Annotated in this window: 21 protein-coding genes; 17 read left to right on the forward strand and 4 right to left on the reverse strand. The window is 59.1% G+C overall.

What is annotated here, in order from left to right:
• The 4 genes from HNQ65_RS06250 to HNQ65_RS06265 all read right to left on the reverse strand — a co-directional run bounded on the left by HNQ65_RS06250 (window position 1) and on the right by HNQ65_RS06265 (window position 4,106).
• The gene (locus tag HNQ65_RS06250; protein WP_184338637.1) at window positions 1–663 is read right to left on the reverse strand and encodes a DUF1294 domain-containing protein; all 663 of its coding nucleotides are present in this window, start codon (window positions 661–663) and stop codon (window positions 1–3) included.
• A 63-nt stretch (window positions 664–726) separates the two neighbouring features.
• Window positions 727–933: a hypothetical protein gene (locus HNQ65_RS06255; RefSeq protein WP_184338638.1), complete on the reverse strand. Its 207-nt coding sequence runs from the start codon at window positions 931–933 to the stop codon at window positions 727–729.
• 60 nt (window positions 934–993) lie between these two features.
• On the reverse strand, window positions 994–2,427 hold the full coding sequence (locus HNQ65_RS06260; protein ID WP_343076551.1) for an exopolysaccharide biosynthesis polyprenyl glycosylphosphotransferase: 1,434 nt from the start codon (window positions 2,425–2,427) through the stop codon (window positions 994–996).
• A gap of 86 nt (window positions 2,428–2,513) precedes the next feature.
• Window positions 2,514–4,106 (reverse strand): O-antigen ligase family protein, encoded by a 1,593-nt coding sequence (locus tag HNQ65_RS06265; protein ID WP_184338640.1) that lies wholly within the window; start codon window positions 4,104–4,106, stop codon window positions 2,514–2,516.
• Window positions 4,107–4,316: 210 nt separating this feature from the next.
• Here HNQ65_RS06265 and HNQ65_RS06270 point away from each other — a divergent pair, with 210 nt between their 5' ends.
• The 17 genes from HNQ65_RS06270 (at window position 4,317) to HNQ65_RS06350 (ending at window position 23,174) form a co-directional block, all read left to right on the forward strand.
• Entirely contained in the window at window positions 4,317–5,312 is a 996-nt protein-coding gene (locus HNQ65_RS06270) for a UDP-glucuronic acid decarboxylase family protein (RefSeq protein ID WP_184338641.1), read from the forward strand.
• Between the two features lie 21 nt (window positions 5,313–5,333).
• The gene (locus tag HNQ65_RS06275) at window positions 5,334–6,710 is read left to right on the forward strand and encodes a UDP-glucose 6-dehydrogenase (RefSeq protein WP_184338642.1); all 1,377 of its coding nucleotides are present in this window, start codon (window positions 5,334–5,336) and stop codon (window positions 6,708–6,710) included.
• Between the two features lie 66 nt (window positions 6,711–6,776).
• Window positions 6,777–8,066: a lipopolysaccharide biosynthesis protein gene (locus tag HNQ65_RS06280; protein ID WP_184338643.1), complete on the forward strand. Its 1,290-nt coding sequence runs from the start codon at window positions 6,777–6,779 to the stop codon at window positions 8,064–8,066.
• Window positions 8,038–8,931 carry a hypothetical protein gene (locus tag HNQ65_RS06285; RefSeq protein ID WP_184338644.1) on the forward strand — a complete coding sequence of 298 codons (894 nt, stop codon included), beginning with the start codon at window positions 8,038–8,040 and terminating at the stop codon, window positions 8,929–8,931. The genes HNQ65_RS06280 and HNQ65_RS06285 overlap by 29 nt, the downstream gene beginning before the upstream one ends.
• A 17-nt stretch (window positions 8,932–8,948) precedes the next feature.
• Complete coding sequence (locus tag HNQ65_RS06290) at window positions 8,949–10,115, forward strand: glycosyltransferase family 4 protein (protein ID WP_184338645.1); 1,167 nt, start codon at window positions 8,949–8,951, stop codon at window positions 10,113–10,115.
• On the forward strand, window positions 10,094–11,254 hold the full coding sequence (locus HNQ65_RS06295; protein ID WP_221306054.1) for a polysaccharide pyruvyl transferase family protein: 1,161 nt from the start codon (window positions 10,094–10,096) through the stop codon (window positions 11,252–11,254). Before HNQ65_RS06290 ends, HNQ65_RS06295 begins: the two co-directional genes overlap by 22 nt.
• Before the next feature lie 39 nt (window positions 11,255–11,293).
• The gene (locus HNQ65_RS06300; RefSeq protein WP_184338647.1) at window positions 11,294–12,190 is read left to right on the forward strand and encodes a glycosyltransferase family 2 protein; all 897 of its coding nucleotides are present in this window, start codon (window positions 11,294–11,296) and stop codon (window positions 12,188–12,190) included.
• A gap of 30 nt (window positions 12,191–12,220) precedes the next feature.
• Window positions 12,221–12,793 (forward strand): acyltransferase, encoded by a 573-nt coding sequence (locus HNQ65_RS06305; protein WP_221306055.1) that lies wholly within the window; start codon window positions 12,221–12,223, stop codon window positions 12,791–12,793.
• A 78-nt stretch (window positions 12,794–12,871) separates the two neighbouring features.
• Entirely contained in the window at window positions 12,872–14,089 is a 1,218-nt protein-coding gene (locus tag HNQ65_RS06310; RefSeq protein ID WP_184338648.1) for an acyltransferase family protein, read from the forward strand.
• Window positions 14,090–14,122: 33 nt separating this feature from the next.
• Window positions 14,123–15,391, forward strand: coding sequence for a glycosyltransferase family 4 protein (locus HNQ65_RS06315; protein WP_184338649.1), 1,269 nt, complete (start codon window positions 14,123–14,125; stop codon window positions 15,389–15,391).
• A gap of 57 nt (window positions 15,392–15,448) precedes the next feature.
• A complete protein-coding gene (locus HNQ65_RS06320; protein ID WP_184338650.1) occupies window positions 15,449–16,660 on the forward strand; it encodes a glycosyltransferase family protein in 1,212 nt (403 codons plus the stop codon).
• Entirely contained in the window at window positions 16,611–17,729 is a 1,119-nt protein-coding gene (locus tag HNQ65_RS06325; protein WP_184338651.1) for a glycosyltransferase, read from the forward strand. The genes HNQ65_RS06320 and HNQ65_RS06325 overlap by 50 nt, the downstream gene beginning before the upstream one ends.
• Before the next feature lie 75 nt (window positions 17,730–17,804).
• Entirely contained in the window at window positions 17,805–19,163 is a 1,359-nt protein-coding gene (locus HNQ65_RS06330; RefSeq protein ID WP_184338652.1) for an O-antigen ligase family protein, read from the forward strand.
• A 29-nt stretch (window positions 19,164–19,192) separates the two neighbouring features.
• A complete protein-coding gene (locus HNQ65_RS06335) occupies window positions 19,193–20,344 on the forward strand; it encodes a glycosyltransferase family 4 protein (RefSeq protein ID WP_184338653.1) in 1,152 nt (383 codons plus the stop codon).
• Window positions 20,345–20,435: 91 nt separating this feature from the next.
• Window positions 20,436–21,635: a glycosyltransferase gene (locus HNQ65_RS06340; RefSeq protein ID WP_184338654.1), complete on the forward strand. Its 1,200-nt coding sequence runs from the start codon at window positions 20,436–20,438 to the stop codon at window positions 21,633–21,635.
• Entirely contained in the window at window positions 21,616–22,074 is a 459-nt protein-coding gene (locus tag HNQ65_RS06345; RefSeq protein WP_184338655.1) for a DapH/DapD/GlmU-related protein, read from the forward strand. The genes HNQ65_RS06340 and HNQ65_RS06345 overlap by 20 nt, the downstream gene beginning before the upstream one ends.
• Window positions 22,071–23,174, forward strand: a complete 1,104-nt coding sequence (locus HNQ65_RS06350; RefSeq protein ID WP_184338656.1) for a glycosyltransferase family 4 protein — start codon at window positions 22,071–22,073, stop codon at window positions 23,172–23,174. The genes HNQ65_RS06345 and HNQ65_RS06350 overlap by 4 nt, the downstream gene beginning before the upstream one ends.
• Window positions 23,175–23,177 lie beyond the last annotated feature (3 nt).

Genomic DNA, 23,177 nt, shown 5'->3' on the forward strand with positions numbered 1-23,177 from the left:
TTAGCCCCTCTGCCGGGTGCGTGTTGTTCTTTGATCCTCAAAAAGCGCTTGCTTCAACATGTGGGAATACTTCCACTGTTGAAGCGAGTCGAACGCCACAAACTGGTGGAGGCAGATGATCAGCCAGAAATGAAACTGGTAGAAGCCCTTTGAGCACTTGTGCCGCAGCCGCCGCTGCGCCACCCACGCTCCCGGCCAGCCGCCCGCAAGCTCCAGCAGATGCAGATGCATCTCCGGGATGCGCCACGCATCCATGCGCGCCTTGCGCTTGTCACTTCGATATGCCGCATACGTGATCAGTGACAAAGCGCAGACGTAGGTCACCAGTCTCCACATTTCCCAGCCTGTCTGCCGCCACGCATAGGCAGGCAGCACCAGCAGAGCGCCCAGAAGGCACAGCCCAGTCAGACGGAGATCCTCCACCTCACGTACCTGCACTGCATTTTGCGCGCACGGGCGGCATTCGGCATCCAGCCCCCAGTTAAAGCGAATCTCCTCCCCCACCCTCGGCGTGTGGTGCCACCTGGAAAAATCACGCCGATGCAGAAACAGCCGCTTGTCGTTAAACTTCAGCCAGCCAAACCCCTTGTCCGCATGCCACTCAACGACACGGGCCGTGTACTCAGGTTTGCGCGTTTCGGCGATCATTTTGGGAGGTGCCATGTCTGATGCGCCCCATCAGACGCGGCGAATTCCAAAGAGCAAGCTGCACCGTCTGCCGCCAGCCTACTCCTTCCAGCTCATCAGCACCAGCGTCAGCACCGCCCCGCTCGTCCACAGCAGCCAGCTTTCGGTGATGAGGTACGAGCAGGCGAGCATGCCAGCTCCCAGAACCATTTTGACCACGGAGCCCACCGATTTGCCGTAGAGCAGAGCCGCAAGGCCGATGGCTCCGACGATAAGGGAGCCGAAGAACACAGAGGCAGTGGGCATTTGAATCGAACGCAGTTTCACTCATCAGCCTTGCCGCTCTTTCTACTTCCCGCCCGGCCCTTAGCAGGACTTGGCGTGGAAGGAGAACACATGCAGGAAGGTGCGCGCGATGATGGCCAGATCCAGATAGAAGGACCAGTTCTGGCAGTATTCGATGTCGGAGGTGACGCGGTGCTTGATCTCGCTGGCATCATCCACCGGGCCGCGATGACCACGCACCTGGGCCAGGCCCGTCACTCCGGGTTTCACCGTATGGCGCAGGGCATACTGGCTGCACTCCATGGCAAAGAGCACGTCATGCTCCGCCATGTGCGGGCGTGGCCCTACGACAGACATGTCTCCCAGCAGAACGTTAAGAAACTGCGGCATTTCGTCGATGCTCAGCTTCCGCATCAGCCCGCCGCCGGTAAAGATGCGCGAGTCGTTCGCACGTGCCTGCACGCTTTCGCGGCCATGGTTCACTGTCATCGTGCGGAACTTGAAGATCTTGAACATCTGGCCGTCCGCACCTGAGCGGGACTGCTTGAAGAAGAGCGGGCCGGGGGAATAGATGCGGTGGAGAATCCAGACGCCCACGCAAAGGAAGGGCAGCACCAAAACCACCACCGGCAGGCTGATGGAGATGTCCAGCACACGCTTGAGGAAACGGTGTGCGGGGCTTACCAGCGGGTGCTTGTGCAGGCTGACCAGCTTCATCGGCAGATATTCCGTGAGCTGCACCGTCCCCATTTCTCCCACAATAGGCTCCAGATCCACGGCCAGATGCGTGCCATGGGATTCCGCGATGAGGCGGATCTTTTCCGTGCGTGCGGCATCGGTGGGCAGCCGCCAGATCAAAAGGTTGGGCCTCCCTTGGTTGAGCGCCTGCTCAAGCTGGTGCTCCAGGAAAGATTCATGGCGGGCATCATTTTCCACCGCCAGCACGTCGCAGAGGTGGATGCCGAGCATCGCCTTGTTGGCAAACCACTGGCGCGTGGCTGTTTCACTGGCTTCGTCACATACAGCCAGAATGCGCAGGCGTGGCTGCAGCCGGGCTCCCAAAGCGCGCAGAAACTTCATGAAAAGGAGTTTCCCAAGCCAGAGAGCAGGCCCCATCATGGTGATGAAGAGCAGCAGCATTTTGCGGGAGACATCGTAGTTCCGCCACAGGCCAAGATAGACGAAAAGCGTCAGCACCATGAAAAGCACCTGACCGGCGCACACCCTGAGCTTATGACCGCTGATGATCTGGAACATGTACTGACCATCACGCTCACGGAGCAACATGTGGAAGAGCAAACCGATGATTCCCAGCGCCAGAAGCACCCCATCTTTGGAAGGCGGCGCAAAAGCCATGATGGACATGTCCGGTTTCAGCAACTGGGAACAGACGAACGCTACAAAGTAGGCACCGGCAACGGCGATTGCGTCCACCAGCACAAAAAATGGGGTCCATCCGCGAACTCTGAGGCTAAGGGCGTCTTGCATATGGGAAAAATCCGCCCTACCAGCCATAAATTCCAGAATGGCTGGCCTTACATTCCAATCAGGATTGCTTTAGCCACCCCTCAGACAAACGGAAGACCGGCCCATCTTTTCCCCTAGCGCCAAGGGACCAACTCCGGATGAAGCGGCCTGGACCCGCTGCCTGATGATGCAGAGCGGGAAGCCGATGAACTCGTTAGCGCCAGGACTAATCCCATCACAACGGCAAACAGGTGCCTGATGGCATCAATCTGCAGTGGAAAGTCCACCAAGGAATGGACTAAGATGGAAATCACCCCCGCAGAGAGGCATATCAGCCCTGTCCGGCGATGGAAAGACATTTCACTTTTTCTGGGCGTTGGAGCAAAAACCTGCCGCAACGCTCTGATCCAGCGTCTGAAGGGAAACAAAAGCAGCAAGATGAAGAAGGCAGCGCCAGGCCAGCCCCATTCAGCAAAAAACTCCGCATAGTCGTTGTGCGCGTGCCGCCAGTGCCCGCCTTTCAGCACGGGATCCAGCGCCGTGTAGTGTTTCGACACCCATTCAAAAGTACCCGGCCCGGTGCCTGTAGCTCCGTAGTCCAGCCCTATTTTCAATGCCATCAGAGTCGAGTGCCTGCGCGCGGGGTCATCAAAGCGGCGCTGGGCAAACACATTCCACCGCTCCAAGCCCTCAGCTGCACCACTAAGCCATGCTCCGGCCACCAGCAGCCCGGCACCAATCCCGATGAGAGTTGCGAAACGCCAGCGTCCAAAAGGCAGCATGCTCATGTCGGGCTTCCACGCAAAAAGACCTCCGCCAACAAGCAGCAAAAGCTCAAGCACCAGCAGCAGATGCCCCATTTTGGAAACATTCACACATACCCCGATGATCTGCACCATGACGGCCACCAACAGCAGAGAGAGCATAATTTGCTGCTTGAAGCTACGCAGCCCATTGCGCAGGAGTTTCAGGCACAGCCACACACCCACCGGCCAGCTCAGATTGAGAAAAGACGCCGTGTTACCGTGATACCAGAAGAGGCCAAAAACAGAACTCGGCACATGCGGTACCTTCCACAGCGCCACCAGATCAGCGGAAGAATGAATGCACAACCCGGCAGCTGCTGTGATGAAGCCCGCCGTAGACACCGCCAGAGCTATGGCCACCCGGCACGAACGCTCCAATCCGAAATCCAGCGCCATGAGCAGCAGCATCAACGCATTAGTAACAGAGATCATTCCCTGCACCGAGGCGGCTTGATCCACAGTGCCAAAAGCAAGCCATGGGCTGCGGTCCAGCCCTAAAACCGCCCCTGTCATACGCTCCACCATCGCACTTGGAAAAGCCGTGACCAGCCACCCGAAGACACTTATCAACACCGCGAGCGCCCAGACAGCCTTTTCATGCGTCCTAGGCCCTCTCCATTCAGACAGGCGACCCACAACCCAGCAACAAAAAGCAGAGCAGGTCAGCCAGATAATCAGCATCTGTGTGGAACCAGGCAGTTTGGGGTTGGAGCCGGGCAGCAAACAAATACAGATCACCAGCAAGGTGAGTGAAATGTAACGAAAAATATGAGTCAGGTTGGTTATACCGCATCCTGCTACCACAGACACCCCTTGGTCAACCTTAGGGATTCGTAAGGAAACTAAGACAAGCCTTAGCGACATCTGAACCCACAGCAAGTGGAGTTCTTCTAACAGAAGCGGATTCTTATGGAAGTTCAAGTCAGGCTGAGGGGGAGCAAAGACTCAACCAATGGCGGCAGCTTGGAAAAATTTACTCAGAGTTCATTACAACCTAACCTTTCTGATTATGAAGGTGTGTTTTGACTCTGGAATCTCTAAGCGCCAATGTATTTCGTTGCTTTTTCCGGCAGACTCGCAGCCCAGATTCGCCTAAATCACCCCTAAAAAACTAAATCCTCGTACTAATCCATGAAAAAACGTATCCTCATTACAGGCGGAGCCGGCTTCCTCGGATCCCACCTCTGCGAACGTCTGCTGGCAGAAGAAAACGAAGTCATCTGCGCGGACAACCTCTTCACGGGCCGCAAGCAGAACATCGCCCACCTGATGAGCAATCCCAATTTCGAGTTCATCCGTCACGATATCACCGACCCCATCCATGTGGAAGTCGATCAGATTTACAACCTCGCCTGCCCAGCCTCGCCTCCGCATTATCAGCACAACGCCATCAAGACCATCAAGACCTCGGTCATGGGGGCCATCAATGTGCTGGGTCTGGCCCGCCGCCTGCAGGCCCGCGTCTTCCAGGCATCCACCTCTGAGATCTATGGTGACCCTGAAGTGCATCCGCAACCCGAGACCTACTGGGGTCACGTGAACACCATCGGCCCACGCTCCTGCTATGACGAGGGCAAGCGCGTGGCTGAGACACTCTTTTTTGATTACCACCGCCAAAACGGCGTGGACATCCGCGTGGTGCGCATCTTCAACACCTACGGTCCACGCATGCTGCCGGACGACGGCCGCGTCGTCTCCAATTTCATCGTCCAAGCTCTGAAAGGCAACGACATCACCATTTACGGGGACGGCACTCAGACACGCAGCTTTTGCTTCGTTGATGATCTGATCAGCGGCTTCATCAAGCTCATGGAGACAGACAATTTCACCGGCCCGGTCAACATCGGCAACCCCGGCGAATTCACCATTCTGGAACTCGCCGAACTGGTGCTCGCCAAGGTCGGCGGCAAATCGAAAATCGTCTTCCGCCCTCTGCCTGCAGATGACCCCAAGCAGCGCCAGCCAGACATCACCCTGGCCAAGACACGCCTCGGCTGGGAGCCAAAAATTCCGTTGTCTGAAGGTCTGGACCGCACCATCGCTTACTTTGCCCAGCTACTCGCCGGACCCGAGGCCAAACAGCCCCGCCCGATGAAAGCTCCGCTCAAGAAAGTGACCTTTAACTAATTTACCCCTCCTAAATCCCCTATGAGAATTTGCTGCATTGGCGCCGGCTACGTCGGCGGACCCACCATGGCCATGATCGCCGCGAAGTGCCCGCACATCCGCGTGGATGTCGTGGACCTGAACGCCACCCGTATCGCTGCCTGGAACTCTGACGAACTGCCCGTCTATGAACCTGGTCTGGACGACCTCGTAAGGTCTGCACGCGGCAGGAACCTCTTCTTTTCCACTGAGGTGAAGGAGAGCATCAAAGCCGCTGAGATCATCTTCGTCAGTGTCAACACCCCCACCAAGACTTTCGGAGTCGGTGCCCACAAAGCGGCAGACCTCCGGTTTATCGAATCTGTGGCACGCAGCATCGCAGAAGCGGCGGACACGCCCAAGATCATCGTGGAAAAGAGCACCATCCCGGTGCGCACCGCCGAGGCCATCCAGACCATCCTGGCCTCCAGCGAGAAAGGACTGAACCATCAGGTGCTGTCCAATCCTGAGTTCCTTGCCGAAGGCACTGCTGTGGCAGACCTCAACATGCCTGACCGCATCCTCATTGGCGGAGAGCAGACGGAAGCCGGACTGGCCGCCGTGGAAAAACTCGTCAGCGTTTACGCCAACTGGGTTCCCCGTGAGCGCATCCTCACCACCAACCTGTGGTCCTCGGAGCTCTCCAAGCTCGTGGCCAATGCCTTCCTGGCCCAGCGCATCTCCTCCATCAACAGCATCTCCGCCCTCTGCGAAAAAACCGGCGCGGATGTGGACGAAGTGGCACGCGCCATCGGTTCGGACTCCCGCATCGGTCCCAAGTTCCTGAAGTCCTCTGTGGGCTTTGGCGGCTCCTGCTTCCAGAAAGACGTGCTCAACCTCGTCTATCTCTGCGGACATTTTGGCCTTCCTGAAGTCGCCGAATACTGGAACCAGGTGATCGCCATGAACGACTGGCAGAAGCACCGCTTCTTTGAGCGCGTCCTTCGCACCCTCTTCAACACTGTCAGCGGCAAGCGCGTCGCCATACTCGGCTTCGCCTTCAAGAAGGACACCAATGACACCCGTGAATCTGCAGCCATCTACATCTGCAAGGACCTCATGGAAGAGCGCGCCAAGATCGCCATCTACGACCCCAAGGTGGAAGCGGAGCAAATCTGCCAGGATCTGGAAATCGAAAGCAATCATCCTGGCATCGAGTACTCCGCCAGCGCAGCAGAAGCTGCCGCAGGAGCCCACGCGCTGCTCGTGCTCACTGAGTGGGATGAATTCCGCAAGCTCGACTTTGAGGCCATTTACAAGTCCATGGTGAAGCCCGCCTGGATTTTCGACGGCCGCAGCCTGCTGGACCACGCGAAGCTGCGTCAGATCGGCTTCAAGGTTTACAGCATCGGCAAGCCCCTGCCGCCAGAAAGCCTGTAGTCGGCCCCTGGTCGCACGGACCAGGAAAATTCAGATCGGATGGAAGCCACGCCCACATCCGCCCACGTGTCTGCTCAGCAGCTGCGCACGCCCTTTCGAACGGGCGTGCGCCGCGCGCTCGGTGTGGTGCTTTCCTTTGCATCACTCAACATGCTCGGCCGCCTGCTCCAGATGGCCGCCGCCTTCATCGTGGTACGCTCCATGGCCAAGACGGATTACGCTTGGTATTCGCTCGCCAACAATCTGGTTGGCGCGCTCAGCATGTTCACCATCACGGGCATCAGCACCGGCCTCATGCCCCTGGCGGGCGAGGCTGCACATGACCCCGTCAAACTCGGTGGCATTCTGGCTTCTGCCGGGCGCTTCCGTGCCGCACTGCTCTTCTTCGGCGCGATCGTAGGCCTGCCGGTCTTCGTGAATCTGCTTCTCCACAGCCAATGCTCACTGCTGCAGACTTCCCTGCTCGTGCTGGCGGCCCTCGTTTCGGTCATGGTCAACATCGCAGGCCAGATCATAGCCACACCCCTCAATCTGGCGCGCCGTTATAACATCCCCCAGTGGGAGTCCATCATGAATTCAACGCTGCGGCTGGTGCTTGTGGCGGCGTTTGTTTTCGCGGGTTTGGCAGATGCTGTCACCGTCATGATCATCACGGTGCTGTCTCCGCTGCCGACCATGTTTGGGTGGATGCTTCCAAAATCACGTGCGCATGTCGCCTATGGTCAGGAGGCTGTTCCGGCCACCACCCAGCGGCTGAGAAAACACTTCATTGTGGGGCTCCCCACCAGCCTGACCTACCTGTTCGAAGCACAGATCGCCTCCTTCATCATCGGATACATCGGCAGCCTGGATAAAGTGGCCGATCTCGGCGCCATCAGCAGGGTGGCGCTCATCCTGCAGGTGCCCATCGCCGTCGTCACCGGCGTTCTGCTGCCACGCATGTCCGCTGAGCAGGACGGGCGTCGGCTCTTCCGCATGTGGGTGCAAAGCAGCGGCCTGGCCCTCGTCTTCGGCGCGTTCATTTTGCTCTGCGGCTGGCTCAGCAAGACTTACTTGCTCATGCTCCTCGGCCCTGAGTACGCGGGGCTTGAGGGAGAACTGGTCAATTTCCTCGCCTTCCAGGTGTTCGCCTTTTTCGTCACCGTCGTTCAGACTCCGATTCAGTCCAAAGGCTGGGTGCGCCATTCATGGGTCAGGCCGGTGTTTGTGTTCGGCAGCCAGGCGCTTGCTGCCAGCTTGCTTGATCTCTCCACGGTCCATGGTGCCATCGGGCTCATGTGGGCCGGCTCCATCGGCAACATGCTGCTCAATTGTTTCCTGCTTTTCAATGGCTGGCGTGGTCGCGCCAGCCTCTAATTCAACCAACACCACACGCTCCATGAAACAAATGCTCGCCAAAATCGGCCAGATTAAAGCCAACATCGATATTTCAGGAACATCCACTGCACGCTCAGCCAGCCTGCTTTGCGAACTGCTCGAGACGCAGCTCCTGCAAAAGAGCACCTATCAGGATCCGCGTTCACTAACGCCCAGCCGCAGCAAGATATTCTCTCAGTATGGCCAGGACGGCATGATCGCAGAAATCTTCCGTCGCATCGGTGAGGGCGAGCGCCGTTTTGTCGAAATCGGCACCGCGCCTTCGGAAAATAACACCAACTTGCTTCTGCTAAAAGGCTGGAGCGGCTTGTGGGTGGATGCGGGTCTTGATCCGGACGAAAACCTCCCGGTCAGCGTCCAGTCACTGTTGAAACAAAACAGGCTGAAAGTTTGCCGGGAGTTCGTCAACCGCGACAACTGCCGCTCCCTGCTCGAAGTCCGTGGGTTCGCCGAAAAGCTGGATCTGCTCAGCATCGACATCGACTACAATACCCATCACGTCTTCAAGGCCCTGCTGCCGCTCAAGCCCCGGGTGTTCAGCGTTGAGTATAATGGCATGTTGCCGCCTGATCTTGACTGGGCTGCCCCGTACGATGCCAGCGCCGTCTGGGATGGCACCACCCACTTTGGTGCCACTCTCGGCACCATCAGTCAGATGGCCGAAGAAGGCGGCTACTCTCTCGTCGGCTGCGAGCTCTCCGGCACAGATGCCTTTTTTGTCCGTCACGATCTTTTGCAGGAGCACTTTCTTCGTCCTGGCGACTGCATGTTCCACTGGGAGCCGCTGCGCATGCATCTCGGACAAATGCAGCGCCACCGGGCGGCACTTCCGCTGGCGGCCTGATCCTTTCCCAGCCCCCTATGAACGTTATGAAAGTGGCGATCGCATCCCGTGTTCATCCGGCTTCGGTCGGCGGCCTCGCAGCCTATCAGCGTGAACTCGCAGCAGGCCTTCAGACCTTTCAGAACGTCAACACTTGCTTTCTCAGTGTACAGCACTCCGGCTCCTCCGATTCTGAGAAAACGAGGCAGCTGAAATGGCCGGTTTCGGACCTGATGTCGCAGTCGGCTTGGGACAGGCAGTTTCGGCTGGTAAGCAGGCTCGCTTCGCGAACAAAGCTGCTGGGCATCGCAGATTCACTGAGCAATATGATGAACAACCAGGGCTCCTGGTCTCCGGCATCTTGTGAAGCCGATGTCCTGCACTTTGTGGGCACTGGCTGGGACATCATCGGCTACCCTCTCTGGCGCCAGGCACGTAAGGCAGGCGTGCCTTTCACTGTCTGGCCCGCTGTTCATCCAAAAAATTGGGGCGATGCCGCCTTCGATGTGCGGCTCTATCAAAAAGCTGATGCCGTTTTCTGCCAGTCAGACTACGAGAGGTCACATCTGGCATCCTTGGGTGTTCCCGCAAACAAGCTCTTCCGCTGCGGCCTCCCACCAATGTGCCAGACAGCCGGCAACGCCCACACCCTGCGCTCCCGGCTTGAAATCGGCAACCGTCCCACGGTGCTGTTCCTTGGCCGAAGGGATGTCGGCAAGGGCTATCCAGCCCTTCTTGATGCCTGGCCGCTCGTTTTGCAGAAATGTCCGGATGCCGTGCTCCTGATCGCCGGGCCTGGAGATGCAGACCATGCAAGGCTTTCGAACATTCCGGCCACAAGTTATCGTGACCTAGGCTGTCCTTCCGAGCAGGAGAAAGCGGACGCTTACGCTGCATGCGACATGTTTTGCATGCCCTCCTCCCACGAATCCTTCGGCATCGTTTACGTCGAAGCCTGGTCCTATGGCAAGGCCGTCATCTGCGGCACCGCTCCAGCCAGTCGCGAACTGGTGGAAGACGGTGTCACAGGTTTGTGGTCTGACCAGCAGCCGAAGCAGCTGGCCCACTGCCTCCTGCGGCTGCTGACAGCCCCTGACCTATGCAGGAGCATCGGCCAGGCAGGGCTGCGTCATCAACAGTCTCATTACACCGCGCAGAACATGGTTTCCATGCATCTGTCCTCATGGAGCGCCCTTTCAAACTAAGCCTCGGCCTGTCGTCTGCGCTCACCTGTATTCCTCCATTTTTTGACCTGATGTCCTTACTCACAAGAGCATCTCATTATTCCCGCTGGTGTGCACACCACCTGGCGGCCCCCAGAGTTGCGATTATCGGTGAATACCACGGTGCCAATCTCGGCGATCACCTTCTGGGCACAGCCGTGTCTGGTTACTTCAGAGAACAAAATCTCCAATCCGTGCGGCTGACGCTGCACAGCCTCGCACGCTGGCGTCGCTTTCCAGACGCCGATGTCGTTGTGGGAGGGGGTAATGTGCTCAATGACCACTCACTGCGGCTTCTGCACACCTACTTCAAGGGTCACCGAAAATCAGCCTACTGCATGGGCGTCGATTTCAGTGATCCCGAAGTTTTGAATCGCCACCGGGATGTGCTGGACCAGTTTGCACTGGTGACCTTCCGCAGCGAAGCGCAGCGCGCCCTTGCGGCAGAAGTGCTGGGGCCCTCCTGGCATGACCGCCTTGGCTGCCACCCTGACCTGGCATGGCTGCACCAGACACGCGTACGGCAGTCTTTCCCGGGCTGGCAGCCTAGGCGCCGCATCGCTTTAAATATCCTGCCTCTCTACCTCAGAGAAAACGGGAGCAGCTTTTGCTGCGCCTACGACGAAGGCCATCACTTCCACAATCAGGCCCGCAGGGAAACCACCGCCTATCTGCAAATCGTCGAGAAAACAGTGCGCCATTATCTCAGCAAAGGATACGAGGTGGTGCACCTGCCTTTTGCTGTGGAAGATGCCGCTTTTGCCAGTCAGTGGCTGCGCCCCATGGGCGTGCGCTGCATGAAATACACCCTGGGCTTGAAGTCTGTCCTCGGGACACTCTCTTCCTGCGAAGCTTTCATTGCCACCCGTTTTCACGCTCTGGTGCTTGGTCTCATGACGGGGATGCCAATCCGGCCCATCCCATATGCCCGAAAAAACAGCGATCTGCTCGCAGAGCTGGGCCAGCAGACCTGGGCATCGCAGACTCCACGATCTTTTTGCGAAGATGCATCCCCCCTGACCGAGCTGCTGTGCGAAGCAGATGCCGTCCGCATGCCGCAGGCCGTAAGCGCTGATTTCGATGCTGCGATCAAACAATGGATGGTGAAGGTCGCGCCTTGATCAGCCTTCCATCACCTTCAGCCAGCCCCCGTTTCCTCCATGTCCATCGCATCTATCATCATCCCCACGTGCAACCGCCCCGATGATCTGGCGCGCTGCCTTCGTGCCCTGGCCTCGCAGCTGGAGCAGCAAAGCTGCGAGGTCATCGTCTCGGATGACAGTCGTGACGAACGCACTCGCGAGATGCTGAAAAAGGATTTTCCTGCAGTTAAAATTGCCTCGGGTCCTCGTTGCGGCCCAGGAGCCAACCGTAATGCAGGCGCACGTCTGGCTTCAGGCGAATGGCTGATATTCATTGATGATGATGTGATTCCCGAGCCTGGCTTCCTAAGCGCCTATCTCTCTGCATTTGCCGCAGCAGGAAACACCAGCATCTTCCACGGCCTGACAGAAGCCATCCCTCAAAAGACTTCTCTGCTTTGGGAGGCTCCTGAAGTCCTTGCGCTGCTGCCATGCTTTCCCTCCTGCAATTTCGCCATACGCCGGGAGCTCTACAATAAAACGGACGGGTTTGATGAACGCTACACCCCCGCTTTTGAAGACATCGAGTTCGCCTCGCGCCTCCAGGGCTTGGGCGAAGCCTGCAGCTTTGTGGCAGCCGCTGCGGTGAAGCATCCTCTGCGGCCACTGCCATGCTCCCGCAAACTGGCGTTGCGCTGGGAACCACGCGTCATCTCCGCACTCGACTTGGGAGCCAGTCCGGCAGCTCTGCCCCTGCTGCTGACCAAGCATGTGGCTCTGGTCATTGCCTCCCGCTTTCGCGGTGCACGGTGCAGTTGGGCCAATGCCCGAGCCGCACTCGTCTTTGCAGGTGAGTTTGCCTGGTTTTTAGCAATGCTTCCTGGATGGCTGCTGCGGCACGCAGGAGCCGGACGCAGCCCGTTTTGGGAGCTTCAAAGAAGCCTGGGCAACACGCCTTTTCGTTACGGACTGTGATATTTTTCGTGCTCTCACCTGCTCTACCCCATGACTGTGGCTGAACTCATCCAGCGTGCCTGGAGACGCTGGGATATCCTGCCCGGCCCCATGCAATTTCTACGCGTGCTCCTGCTCCGCCTTCGCGGTGCGCAGGTCGGCGCAGGCACCTGGCTGCCCCGTGTGCTTGTGCCCTGGCCTCATCAGCTTTCCCTCGGACAGCGGTGCATCATCGAGCCTGATGTGTACTTCAAGTATGACGGCTTCTGGACACCAGGCCCCTCCATTCAGATCGGGAACCGCGTTTTCATAGGTCGTAACACTGAGTTCAACATTACAGGCGGCATCACCATCGGCGATGACTGCCTTATTGCCAGCGGCTGCACTTTTGTTGATGGAGACCACGGCATGGCTCCGGACCGCCCGATGAACGAGCAGCCCCTGAATCGCGCCGCCATTGTGCTGGAGGAGAACGTATGGCTGGGTGCCCAGTGCGTGGTGCTCAAAGGTGTCCGCCTGGGCCGCGGTGCCGTGATCGGCGCAGGCTCCGTTGTGACGAAGTCCGTGCCAGCCGGCGAAGTCTGGGCAGGGACTCCGGCACGAAGGCTGAAACAAGCCGCCTGATTCAAGCTGACCAGCTGCTCAGAACCGCCGCGCTTTCAGTAGGCTGAGAAGCCACCTCTCAAAAAAGACGACTCCATCATGAACATCGTTACTCCTACAGAACCGCTGGCATTCCCTCCACCCGTTCAGGAGATGACGCGCAGCCAGCCAGCCGGAGAAGCCAGTGCCGTGAGTGCCATTTCCATCCCTGACCGTCTGCCTTCATTGGACGGCTGGCGCGCCCTCAGCATCCTCCTCGTCCTAGGAGCACACACGGTTCTTGCCAGCGGATTTCCACAGCAGCATGCCAGCTTGGTGAACAAGATTTCCGATGGCCATCTCGGAGTGCGTTTCTTCTTTGTCATCTCCGGCTTCTTGATCACATGGCTCATGCTCAGTGAGGAACGCAAGACGTCCAGGGTAAAGCTGGGCAAGTTTTACGCGCGGCGTGCACTGCGTATTCTTCCGGTTTACATGGCCTTCCTGCTCGTGGCTGGAGTCCTCCAGTACTACACCGTCTGCGATCACGATCTGACCACCTGGATCGCAAACCTGACTTTCACGCGCGACTTCTTTCCTGGCGGCAACAAGGTGAGCAATCACTTTTGGTCCCTGGCTGTGGAGGAGCAGTTTTATCTCATCTGGCCGTTTGTCTTCGCCGCCATGGCTCCGGCAAGCCGAGCCAAAATCATGCCTTTGCTGGTGGCTGGCACCATCGTGGTGGCAGTCATCTGCAGGGTCTTTTGGTCTCACCCACTGTCCAGTTCCCCTGTATGGCACAGTGTGTTTCAGGAATGGTCATTCCTCAACAATGCAGACTCGCTGGCCATCGGCTGCATGGCCGCCATCTGGCTCGCAGCAGACACCTACGGCCTGCGCGCCTGGCTCACGACCCGCAGGCTGCTGGTCTTTTCCACAGGTTTCTTCATGCTGCTGGAGCCCCAGCTGGTTTACTGGCTCGCTGACCATCCTGGTCTTCCATCCGCATTGCGGCGCGCAGGATGGGCTTCTTCATTTTGCCTGGGTCGCACAGTCCAGTCGGCCGGCTTTGCCATCCTTGCCCTCCAGAGCATCCTGCTGCCAGCCTGGGGCCTCTACCGCTGCCTCAACTGGCGGCCTGTAGCCGCGCTCGGTGTGCTTTCCTACTCCATCTACATCTGGCAAAACCTCTTCTGTGCCAAGCCCTCCACCTATGGGCTCACGGATCCCTGGTGGATGAGCTTTCAATTCTGGCTCATTCCGGCTTTTACCACGGCCCTTATTTCCTACCACTTTTTGGAGAAGCCTTTCTTCAATCTCCGGCATCGCTTCCGCTGAAAGCACAGCCCCGGACACCACCTCCCGCCCCCCATGAAAATCGCCGCCACAGGTTATGTCTCCGAACAAGCAGGCAGCGTTGCCTCCGCTAATGCGCTGCTGCTGCGTGCGCTGCTGGATGCAGGGCATGAAGTGGACTTCTTTTCCAAACCCTCTTTCGTGGACCCACGCCCCTGCGTGGGGGAGCATGAGGGCTTCCGTTTCGTCTCCACAGACAATGTGGGCCCCGACCGCTTCCGCGCACGAGTGCAGCACCTTCCCATCATCGGCTTCCTGGCCTGTCGTGTGGACAGCGGCACCTACTCGCGCCTTCTGCTGCAAAACATCAGCCGTGAGCACAAGCAGCGCCGCTATGATCTCTGCCTGTGGCTGGGAGACTACGCACCAGGACGAGTCAAAAATCTGCCAATGATCAGCTTTGCACAGGGACCACCCGGTACGGATGCACGCTCCATCATCTCACGATTCTCAGAGATTCTCAGGCTCGCCGGGCTCAAGCGTGCTCTTCCCTGGTATGTGCTGGCACTGGTGCGCCTCTCCCCCGCAGGCCTTCCACCGCTCCGCCACTCAGACCACATCATCGTGGGCAGCAGGCAGTCTCAAAAAATGCTCCATGAGCATTATGGCGTGAGCCCAGAACGAACATCCGCGCTGCCTTACCCGATCGATCTCAACATGTTCCGTCAGCCCGCTGAAGCCACGCAGCCCGGCACCGACCTGCGTGTGGTCTGGCTGGGCCGCATCATACCTCGCAAGCGGCTGGACCTTTTTCTCCAGGGACTGGAACTGGCCATCCGTCAGGGCCTGCGCGTCAAGGCCACCATTGTAGGTGGCATCGGCTTTGTGCCGGGCTACGAAAAAATGATCGAGTCCTTCCCCTTTCCTGACCGGCTGCGCTGGATCAAATCCCTGCCACGCACCGAAGTCCCAGCACTTCTCCATCAGCATGATGTGCTCGCACAGCCCAGCGATGAGGAAAACTTCGGCTCCTCCGTGGCCGAGGCTCAGGCCTGCGGGCTGCGCAGCATCGTGGGCCACACCAACGGAAATTCAGCCTACCTGTGCGAACGAGACATCCATCTGGAAGATGATCGGCCGGAGAGCTTTTCCAAAGCCCTGATCCAGATGGCTGCGAAGACAGATCAGGACACTTCAGCATCACGCGCCGTGGCTGAACTGCATTTTGATATCAGCCGAGTAGCCGCCAGTCTCACACAGATCCTGCGTCACGTGGTGGACCAAACATCCCCCCGTGACATGGTCACGGCAGGAACAGGCACGAACCAGCTCGCCCATCTTTAAGTCTCCTTTGGATTGCTTGAATCAGGAGGACACTGCCGCAGCAACCGTCTAAAAGTCATGAATATTGCCCTCGTCAGTTCAGCCTACCCTCCAGATCTTGATGGCATTGGTGATCACACCTATTGGCTGGCTCATAGCCTTGCAACCCGTTCCAATGTGGAAGTTTTCACTCGGCGCGTCGGACAATTTGAGTCCGACGACAAAGTCAAGATAACACCGTTTTTCAATCCCGCCGAGCCTTCTTCGTTTGAGCAGCTGCATGATGCCATTGGAAGCTGGCTGTCTCCTGCCGCTGCAGCGCAGTGGCTGCTGCTCCAGTACAACCCCTTTGGCTTTGGCAAGCGCGGCTGGTGCCCATGGGTGCCGCAAACGCTGCGCAGAATACGCAGCCAGCACCCGCACCTTCGGGTGGCCACGATGTTTCATGAGACGATGGTCCCGGCCTGGCCGTGGAAATTCGCGGTGATGCACCTCTGGCAGTCGCGCCTTTTCCGCCAGGTGTGCCGCCTCTCGGACCTGGCCTTTGTCTCCACCACACGCTGGCAGCCACAGGTCTCGCGCGCTCATCCGCGACTCCCCTGCCATCATCTTCCTGTCGGCTCCAATATTCCGCTGGATGAGACGCCGCACGCCGTGGCACGCCAGAAGCTGGACCTGCCGGAGAAATCACTCGTGCTTGGCATCTTCGGCTCAGCGCATATCAGCCGGCAGCTCGACTGGATCGCGGCCGCAGCTCAAGAGGTCGGCAAGACGGGTCGGCAGGTCATCGTGGCACATGTGGGTCCGGACGCCGCGAAAATCGTCCAGGCGATGCCCAACCTCCAGGTGCGCAGCTTTGGTGAGCTGCCTGCAAACCAAGTAGGCATGCACCTCCGTGCCATGGATGTGCTTCTCGCTCCATTCTCCGATGGCGTTTCGACCCGGCGAGGCTCGGTCATGGCTGGACTGCAGCACGGCGTCCCAGTGATAACCACCGCCAAACCCTGGAGTGATCGCATCCTGATCAATGCCGATCATGAAGGCCTTCTGGCACTGGCCTGCGAGGACGGGGCCAGCTTCGCGGCGATGACCGCCAAACTTCTGCCCGGCCTGGTGAGTGCCAAAGACATCAGCCGGCGTGCCTCCCAATTCTATCACGGCCAGTTCGCGTGGGACACCATCGCTGAAAAGCTCACTGGTCATCTCACCGCCTGCTGCCACCCCAATGTTAAATCCAACGATGAAAACGCTCATAGTGATGCCTTCGGCCTCGTGCCATGGCGGCGCTGAGGCCGCCCTCCTGCACCTTATTCAGCAACGCACTGCTGCAGGACTGGAACTGAAACTGGTGTTTCTCGAATCTGGCGAAATGGTCGCGCTTGCCCGCGATTTTGGCCTCGAGGCGGAGGTGATACACGCAGGACGGCTGCGCTCAGTGCGCGCGGTCTTCAGCACCGTGCGTGCGATCCGCGAAGTCATCCAGGCCTGGAAACCCAGCATCGTGCTCGGCTGGATGACGAAAGCGCACATCTACAGCGGTCTGGCCGCCCGTGGCACCGCTGCAGCCCCGATGTATTTTCAGATGGGCCTGCCAGATGGTGGCGTGGTGGACTGCCTGGCACGTCTGGTCCCCGCAGCAGGTGCGCTTGGCTGCTCAGAATTTGTTGCCAGAGAGCAAGGGGCCAAGGTGCGCCACCCGGTCAAAGGAGTTGCCCTTGCTGCGGATGTTTCACATGCCAGCGCATCCGCATCTCCGGCGGAGCTTAAAAAGAAGCTTGGCTTTGCGCCTGACAAGCCTCTGGTCGGCATTGTTGGCCGCCTTCAGCATTGGAAGGGCATGCATGTGTACCTGCGCGCCATGGCGCAGGTGGTCAAAACCATGCCAGCGGTGCAGGGTGTCATTGTCGGTGGCGTCCACGATCAGGAGCCAGGCTATCTTGAGTCTCTGGAAAAACTCCGTGCTGAGCTTGGCCTGACCAAGGTGGTGAGCATGGTGGGCAGGCAGACCAACGTGCCGGAGTGGATGAGCGCCATGGATGTGGTGGTGCATGCATCGCAACGTGAACCCTTCGGCATCGTGGTGGTGGAAGCCATGGCCCTGGGAAAAGCCGTCATCGCCACCAGCCCGGGTGGCCCGGAAGAAATCATCACGGATGGCGAAGATGGCCTGCTGGTGCCTTGGAATGAGCCTGACGCCCTCGCCTCCGCCATCCTCCGCATGCTGCAGGATCCTGCAGCCGCAGCACAGATGGCGTCCAGAGCACGCCTGCGCTCTGAGGACTTCAGCACCGCATCTTACGCCCTCCGCACGGCATCGGCCCTCCGGTCCCTTCTGCCAGCAGTGCCTGCGGCTGCATAGAGAGCATGGCGGCGGAAACGCTGCATGCCTCTTTTCATCATCACCAAACCATCCCCGCCCGAATCGGGAACCTGTATGGAGTGGCTCATCTCTCTCGTCATCGTCGCACCTGCCATCTACATGGCACTGGTTCGATCCACCTACCTTCTGGATTACGTCTTTTTCGTTGTCGCTCTCAATCGGGGAATCCGGCGGCTGGTGGATTTTTACATCAATGGCGCTTTCAACCCTCTCTCTCCCATCAGCCTGACACCGCTGGTGGTAAGCGCCGCCTTGCTCGTCCCCGCATTCTCACACTTCAACACGCTGACAACCCGCACGCGCAACCTTGCAATGCTCATTATCGTGGCGCTGGCCCATGGTCTCGCCATCGGCGTTCTTAACCAGGGGCTTGGCGCCTTCTATGCCCTGGGAGAGTGGCTCGCTGGAGTGGGCGCATTTCTGTATGCGGCAACCGCACCTGTGACCCCTCGGATTTCAGACCGCTGGATGCGCTCTTCCGGCTACGCGGCGCTCGTTGTGGCACTCTATGGTTGGTACCAGTATTACACCATACCTGAGTGGGATGCCTTTTGGGTCACCGCCGTGAAATTTGTCGGTTATCTCGGCCAGCTCAAGCCCACGGAGATGACCGTCTTTTCCACTCTGCATGAGCGCGGCCCCTGTGCCAGCTTTCTGGCCTGGGCGGCCATCCCCATGATTCTAAATCCCCGATGGCGAATTCTGGGCGGCTGGCTCACGGTCATCCTGCTTCTCTCCGTGGTGGTTCTGACGCTCACACGCACCATGTTTCTCATCATCGCGCTGGTTACGATTCTCCAGCCCGCACTCTCCAAAGGCAAGGGCATTGGCCGGGTGCTTCTTCTCTCAGCAGTACTCGGCATCGGCGGCAGCGTGGGCCTGCAATACATGCCGGGCTCAGAACGCATCACCAAGCGTTACGATTCCATCAAAGACATCCAAAGTGACGGCTCTTACCAGGGGCGTCTGGCGATTTTGACTGACGGCATTCCATGGATCATCCAGCATCCACTCGGCCTCGGCCTCGGCAGTTCTGGCATCGGAGGTTCCCGCATGAACAATGGGGCCAAGGAAGGCTGGTGTGATAGCGGATACATCGAGATCTTCAGCCAGTTCGGATGGATCGGCGGGCTGGCGTTCTTTGCTGCGATGCTGCAAATCTGGACCGAGCTTTCAAGCCGCATCAAGCACGGCGGAAAAGATGCCTTCCTCTTCACCGGCAGAGCTGTGCTGCTGGGATGCATGGTGTTCCTCTACGTGGGAAACATCTTCAGCGGCTTCTCCCTTTTCTGGGTGTTTCTGGGCATCTCGCTCAACCGCATGACCAAGCCCGTGCAGAAGTCATTGCCCGAGTACCACCCGCCGCTGGCACATCCCATGCCCTGGGATGTGCCGCATCCGGCAGCCGGATGAATTTGCTGAAAACTCAAACCCCACCCCTCATGAAAATCGCCTACGCCATGATCAACTGCAACCGCCGGGACGGCAGCGCACGCGCGGTGAACGAAGTCGCCGAAAGGCTCGCAAAAAAGCATGACGTCCACCTTTACGCCCGTAAGGCGGAGGACCTGGACCTCACGCAAATCTCCTGGCACCGTGTGCCGGGTGTGAATTGGGCGGAGGTCATCGACTTCGGCAGCTACTATCTGGAGGTAAACCGCCGCGTGCGCCCGGGCCAGTATGACATCGTGCACAGCATCGGCTGCAATACCCAGCGCGGCAATGTCATCACCATCCAGAACATCCAGCCCGCCAAGAAGCAGATCCTCGATCGCCTTGGCCGCGCAGAGAATGTCTCACCCGCTCGTCGTCTCACGCGCTGGATGTACCTCAATGCCACCTGCGCTGCTGAAAAGCGCCTCTATCAGCACCAGCCTGGCCGCAAGGCTCCCCTCTTCCTGCCCGTCTCCCGAGGCGTGGCCTCGGAGCTGCAAAAGCACTATGACATCGGCCCCGCCAAAGTGCGCATCGTCCCCAATGCGGCAGACACCGTGCGCTTCAAACCGCTGAGCGAGGAAGCCCGCAAAGCATGGCGCATTCGGAACAACGTCCCACAAGACCGGCTCGTGGCCATCTTCGCTGGTGGTGAATGGGCGCGCAAAGGCCTCGACTTTGCCATTCAGGCCATGGGACATCTCAAAGATGTGCCGCTGACGCTTTATGTGGCTGGCGATGATCCCGACCGCGCACGCTTCTCCCAGATGGCACGCGACACCGGCGCTGCAGACAACATCATCTTTGGCGGCTTCCGCAAGGACATGCCGGAAGCGCTAGGCGCATCAGACCTCTTCCTGTTCCCCAGCTGGTATGAAGCCTTCAGCCTTGCCACCATCGAGGCCGCCGCCAGCGGGCTCCCGGTCGTGGCCACCAAGATCAATGGCACAGAAGACTTCATTACTCCCGGGGAAAACGGCGACTTCGTCGAGCATGACGGGGCCCACGTGGCCTCAATCCTCCGTCGTCTCTGCTCGCAGCCTCAGAATCTCAGGCAGATGGGGGCAAATGCCCGCCTGCGAGTGGAGCAGAACTACACTTGGGACCGCATCGCCCAGATGACGGAGGATGCCTACCAGGAAAGTCTGGCCACCAGGTAAGCACTGGAAACAAAGATTTATTTTCGCAATGCCGCGCAAAGCCAGCACCAAAGCTGCTCTACAGCAGCGCAAGACTTCATTTTAAACCACCATGCACCTCCTCATCGTCAGCCATTCCTGCGCCACGGCGCTCAATCAGGAGATCTACGCGCGCATCCAGCGCGAGACTGGGTGGAAGATCACGCTCGTCATTCCTGATGCGTGGAAGGACGAGTTTGGCAATGCCCTGCGTCAGGAGTCTCCTGCCGAGCTGAAAGGTTCCGTCATCCGCTGTGCCGTGTGGAAAAACGGCAGCATCATCTTCCACGCCTACCGCATGCGCTGGCGGCGCTTTCTGCGCGAGCTCAAGCCGGACGTGATCTACATGAACCATGAGCCCTACGCTCTGGCCACAGCCCAGGTCTGCCATGCCAACAACCACTCCATCCGGGTGCCCTTCGGCTTCTACTCCTGCCAGAACATCAACAAAAAGTATCCTGTCCCCTTCTCGTGGATGGAGTCCATGGTTTACCGCTCCTCCAGCTTTGCTCTGCCCATCACCGACCGTGTGGCGGACGTGCTCAAGGCGAAGGGTTATCAGGGCAGGCAGACAGTCTGCGCGCTGCCGCTGGATCCCGAGCTCTACCACCCTCGGCTGCGCTCCACGCCGCCTGAACGCTTTCCAAAATCTGACTCTCCCGTGATCGGCTACGTGGGCCGCCTCATCGAGCCCAAAGGCCTGCGAACACTCGCCGCCGCACTGGGCAAAGTGCGCGATCTCGACTGGCGCATGGTGCTCGTCGGCACCGGCGAGTTTCAGGCGGAGTTTGAGCAACTGCTCACCGCACAGGGTGTGCGCGACCGCATCTTCTTCGCAGGCTACGTGCCTCATCACGAGACGCCGCGCTGGCTGGCCTCCATGGACATGCTCGTGCTGCCTTCCGAGACGCAGGCCAACTGGGAAGAGCAGTTTGGCCGTGTGATCCCCGAGGCCATGGCCTGCGGCACGGCGGTCATCGGCTCAGACTCCGGGGAGATCCCCTACCTCATCCGCCAGAGCGAAGGTGGGCTGATCTTTACGCAGCGCGACTCCGAGCATCTCGGCACCATGCTGCGCCAGCTCGTCAGCGGGCCCAAGCTCCGCCGCCAGCTGGCCGAAAACGGCCGCCACTGGGTGGAGCGGGACATCTCCATCCCCGCCGTGGCTCAGAAAATGATCGAGGCCTTCAGCGCTGCTGCCAAAAATCAGCAGGCCGACCGCGCACAAAACCCACAGTCCCTTTCCTCCAGCCATGCGCTTGCACAGTCCTGAACTGCTCTGGCAATGGAGCCGCGACCTCCAGCACCGTGGCTGGCGGCTGCCCGCACGCGTCGTGAAGACGTTGAACTTCTTCCTGCACAAATGCCTGCTGCCCGCCGAGGCCGAGGTGGGAGAGGGTCTGATCCTGGAGCACTACGCGCTCGGTATCGTCATGCACCCGCAGGTGCGCATCGGTAAAGGCTGCCGTATTTATCACCATGTCACGCTCGCTGCGGAAACCTGGATCGGCTCGCCGCATTTCATCACGCTGGAGGACGACGTCACCATCGGCGCGCACAGCATCGTGGTGGCGCGTCCCAATACTCCGCTGACCATCGGAAAGAAATCCGTTCTCGGTGCAGGCTCCGTACTCACCAAAAGCATTCCCCCCTTTGAAATCTGGGCCGGCAATCCGGCACGCAAAATCGGCGACGTGGAGCAAAGCTCATGATAGCACAGCTCGGCATGAATCTGAAAGCCTCCGCCGGAGGCGTGGACCGCTACTTCAGCGGCCTGAACAACGCCCTGACACGCCAGGGCGTGAGGGTGGCCGCCTATGGCTTTGGCGACTCTGACAAGGCCACCTGCCTCGGTCCTGCCAACAAGCCTCTCATGCAACGCTGGAAGGCTGTGCGCTCCGCCGTGGTGCCGCGCCGTGGCAGGCTGCTGGCCTCCCACTTCGCACTCTATGCCCTGCCCGCCCTTCTCGGCAGGCGCTGGGACGGGCACGTGGTGCACTTTCACGGTCCCTGGGCCAGTGAATCCCAGCGCGAAGGCGGCAAAGCCTACTCCGTCATGGCCAAGCGCATGCTGGAGCGCGCCGTATATCATCGTGCCGATCGTTTCATTGTTCTTTCCAAAGCCTTTCGCGATCAGCTCTGCCAGGGCTACGGCATCAAACAAGACCGCGTGCACATCATCCCAGGCGGCGTGGAGATCGATCACTTTCAGCCGCTGGACATGACAGAGGCACGCCAGCGCCTCGTCTGGCCGCAGAAGCAGAAGATCATCGTCTGCGTGCGCCGCCTGGCACGGCGCATGGGGCTGGAGACGCTCATTGAGGCCTTTGCACAGGCCACCGTGGATCATCCTGAGGCAAAGCTCATGATCGGCGGCCAGGGCCCGCTGCGTAGTGAACTGGAGCAGCAGGTGCAGCGCGCCGGGCTGTCAAAGAACGTGGAATTCCTCGGCTTTGTGCCAGACGCCACGCTGCCCGCCGTCTATGCAGCGGCAGACCTTTCCATCGTGCCCAGTTCAGCACTGGAAGGCTTTGGCCTCATCTCCCTGGAGTCGCTGTCCTGCGGCACGCCTGTTCTGGTCACTCCAGTAGGCGGCCTGCCAGATACCGTACAGGGGCTGGGAGAGGATCTTGTCTTGAAGGGAACGAGCGTGGAAAACATCGCCGCTGGTCTGCGCGGCTGGCTGGATGGCACGCTGCAGATCCCCACACGCAAAGCCTGCCGCGAGCATGTGCTGCGCAGCTTTACATGGGACCGCATCGCACGCGAGGCATGCGAAGTGTACCGTCAGGCCGGATGGCAGCCCGAATGAGCA

The sequence above is a fragment of the Prosthecobacter vanneervenii genome, assembly GCF_014203095.1.
Taxonomy (GTDB): domain Bacteria; phylum Verrucomicrobiota; class Verrucomicrobiia; order Verrucomicrobiales; family Verrucomicrobiaceae; genus Prosthecobacter; species Prosthecobacter vanneervenii.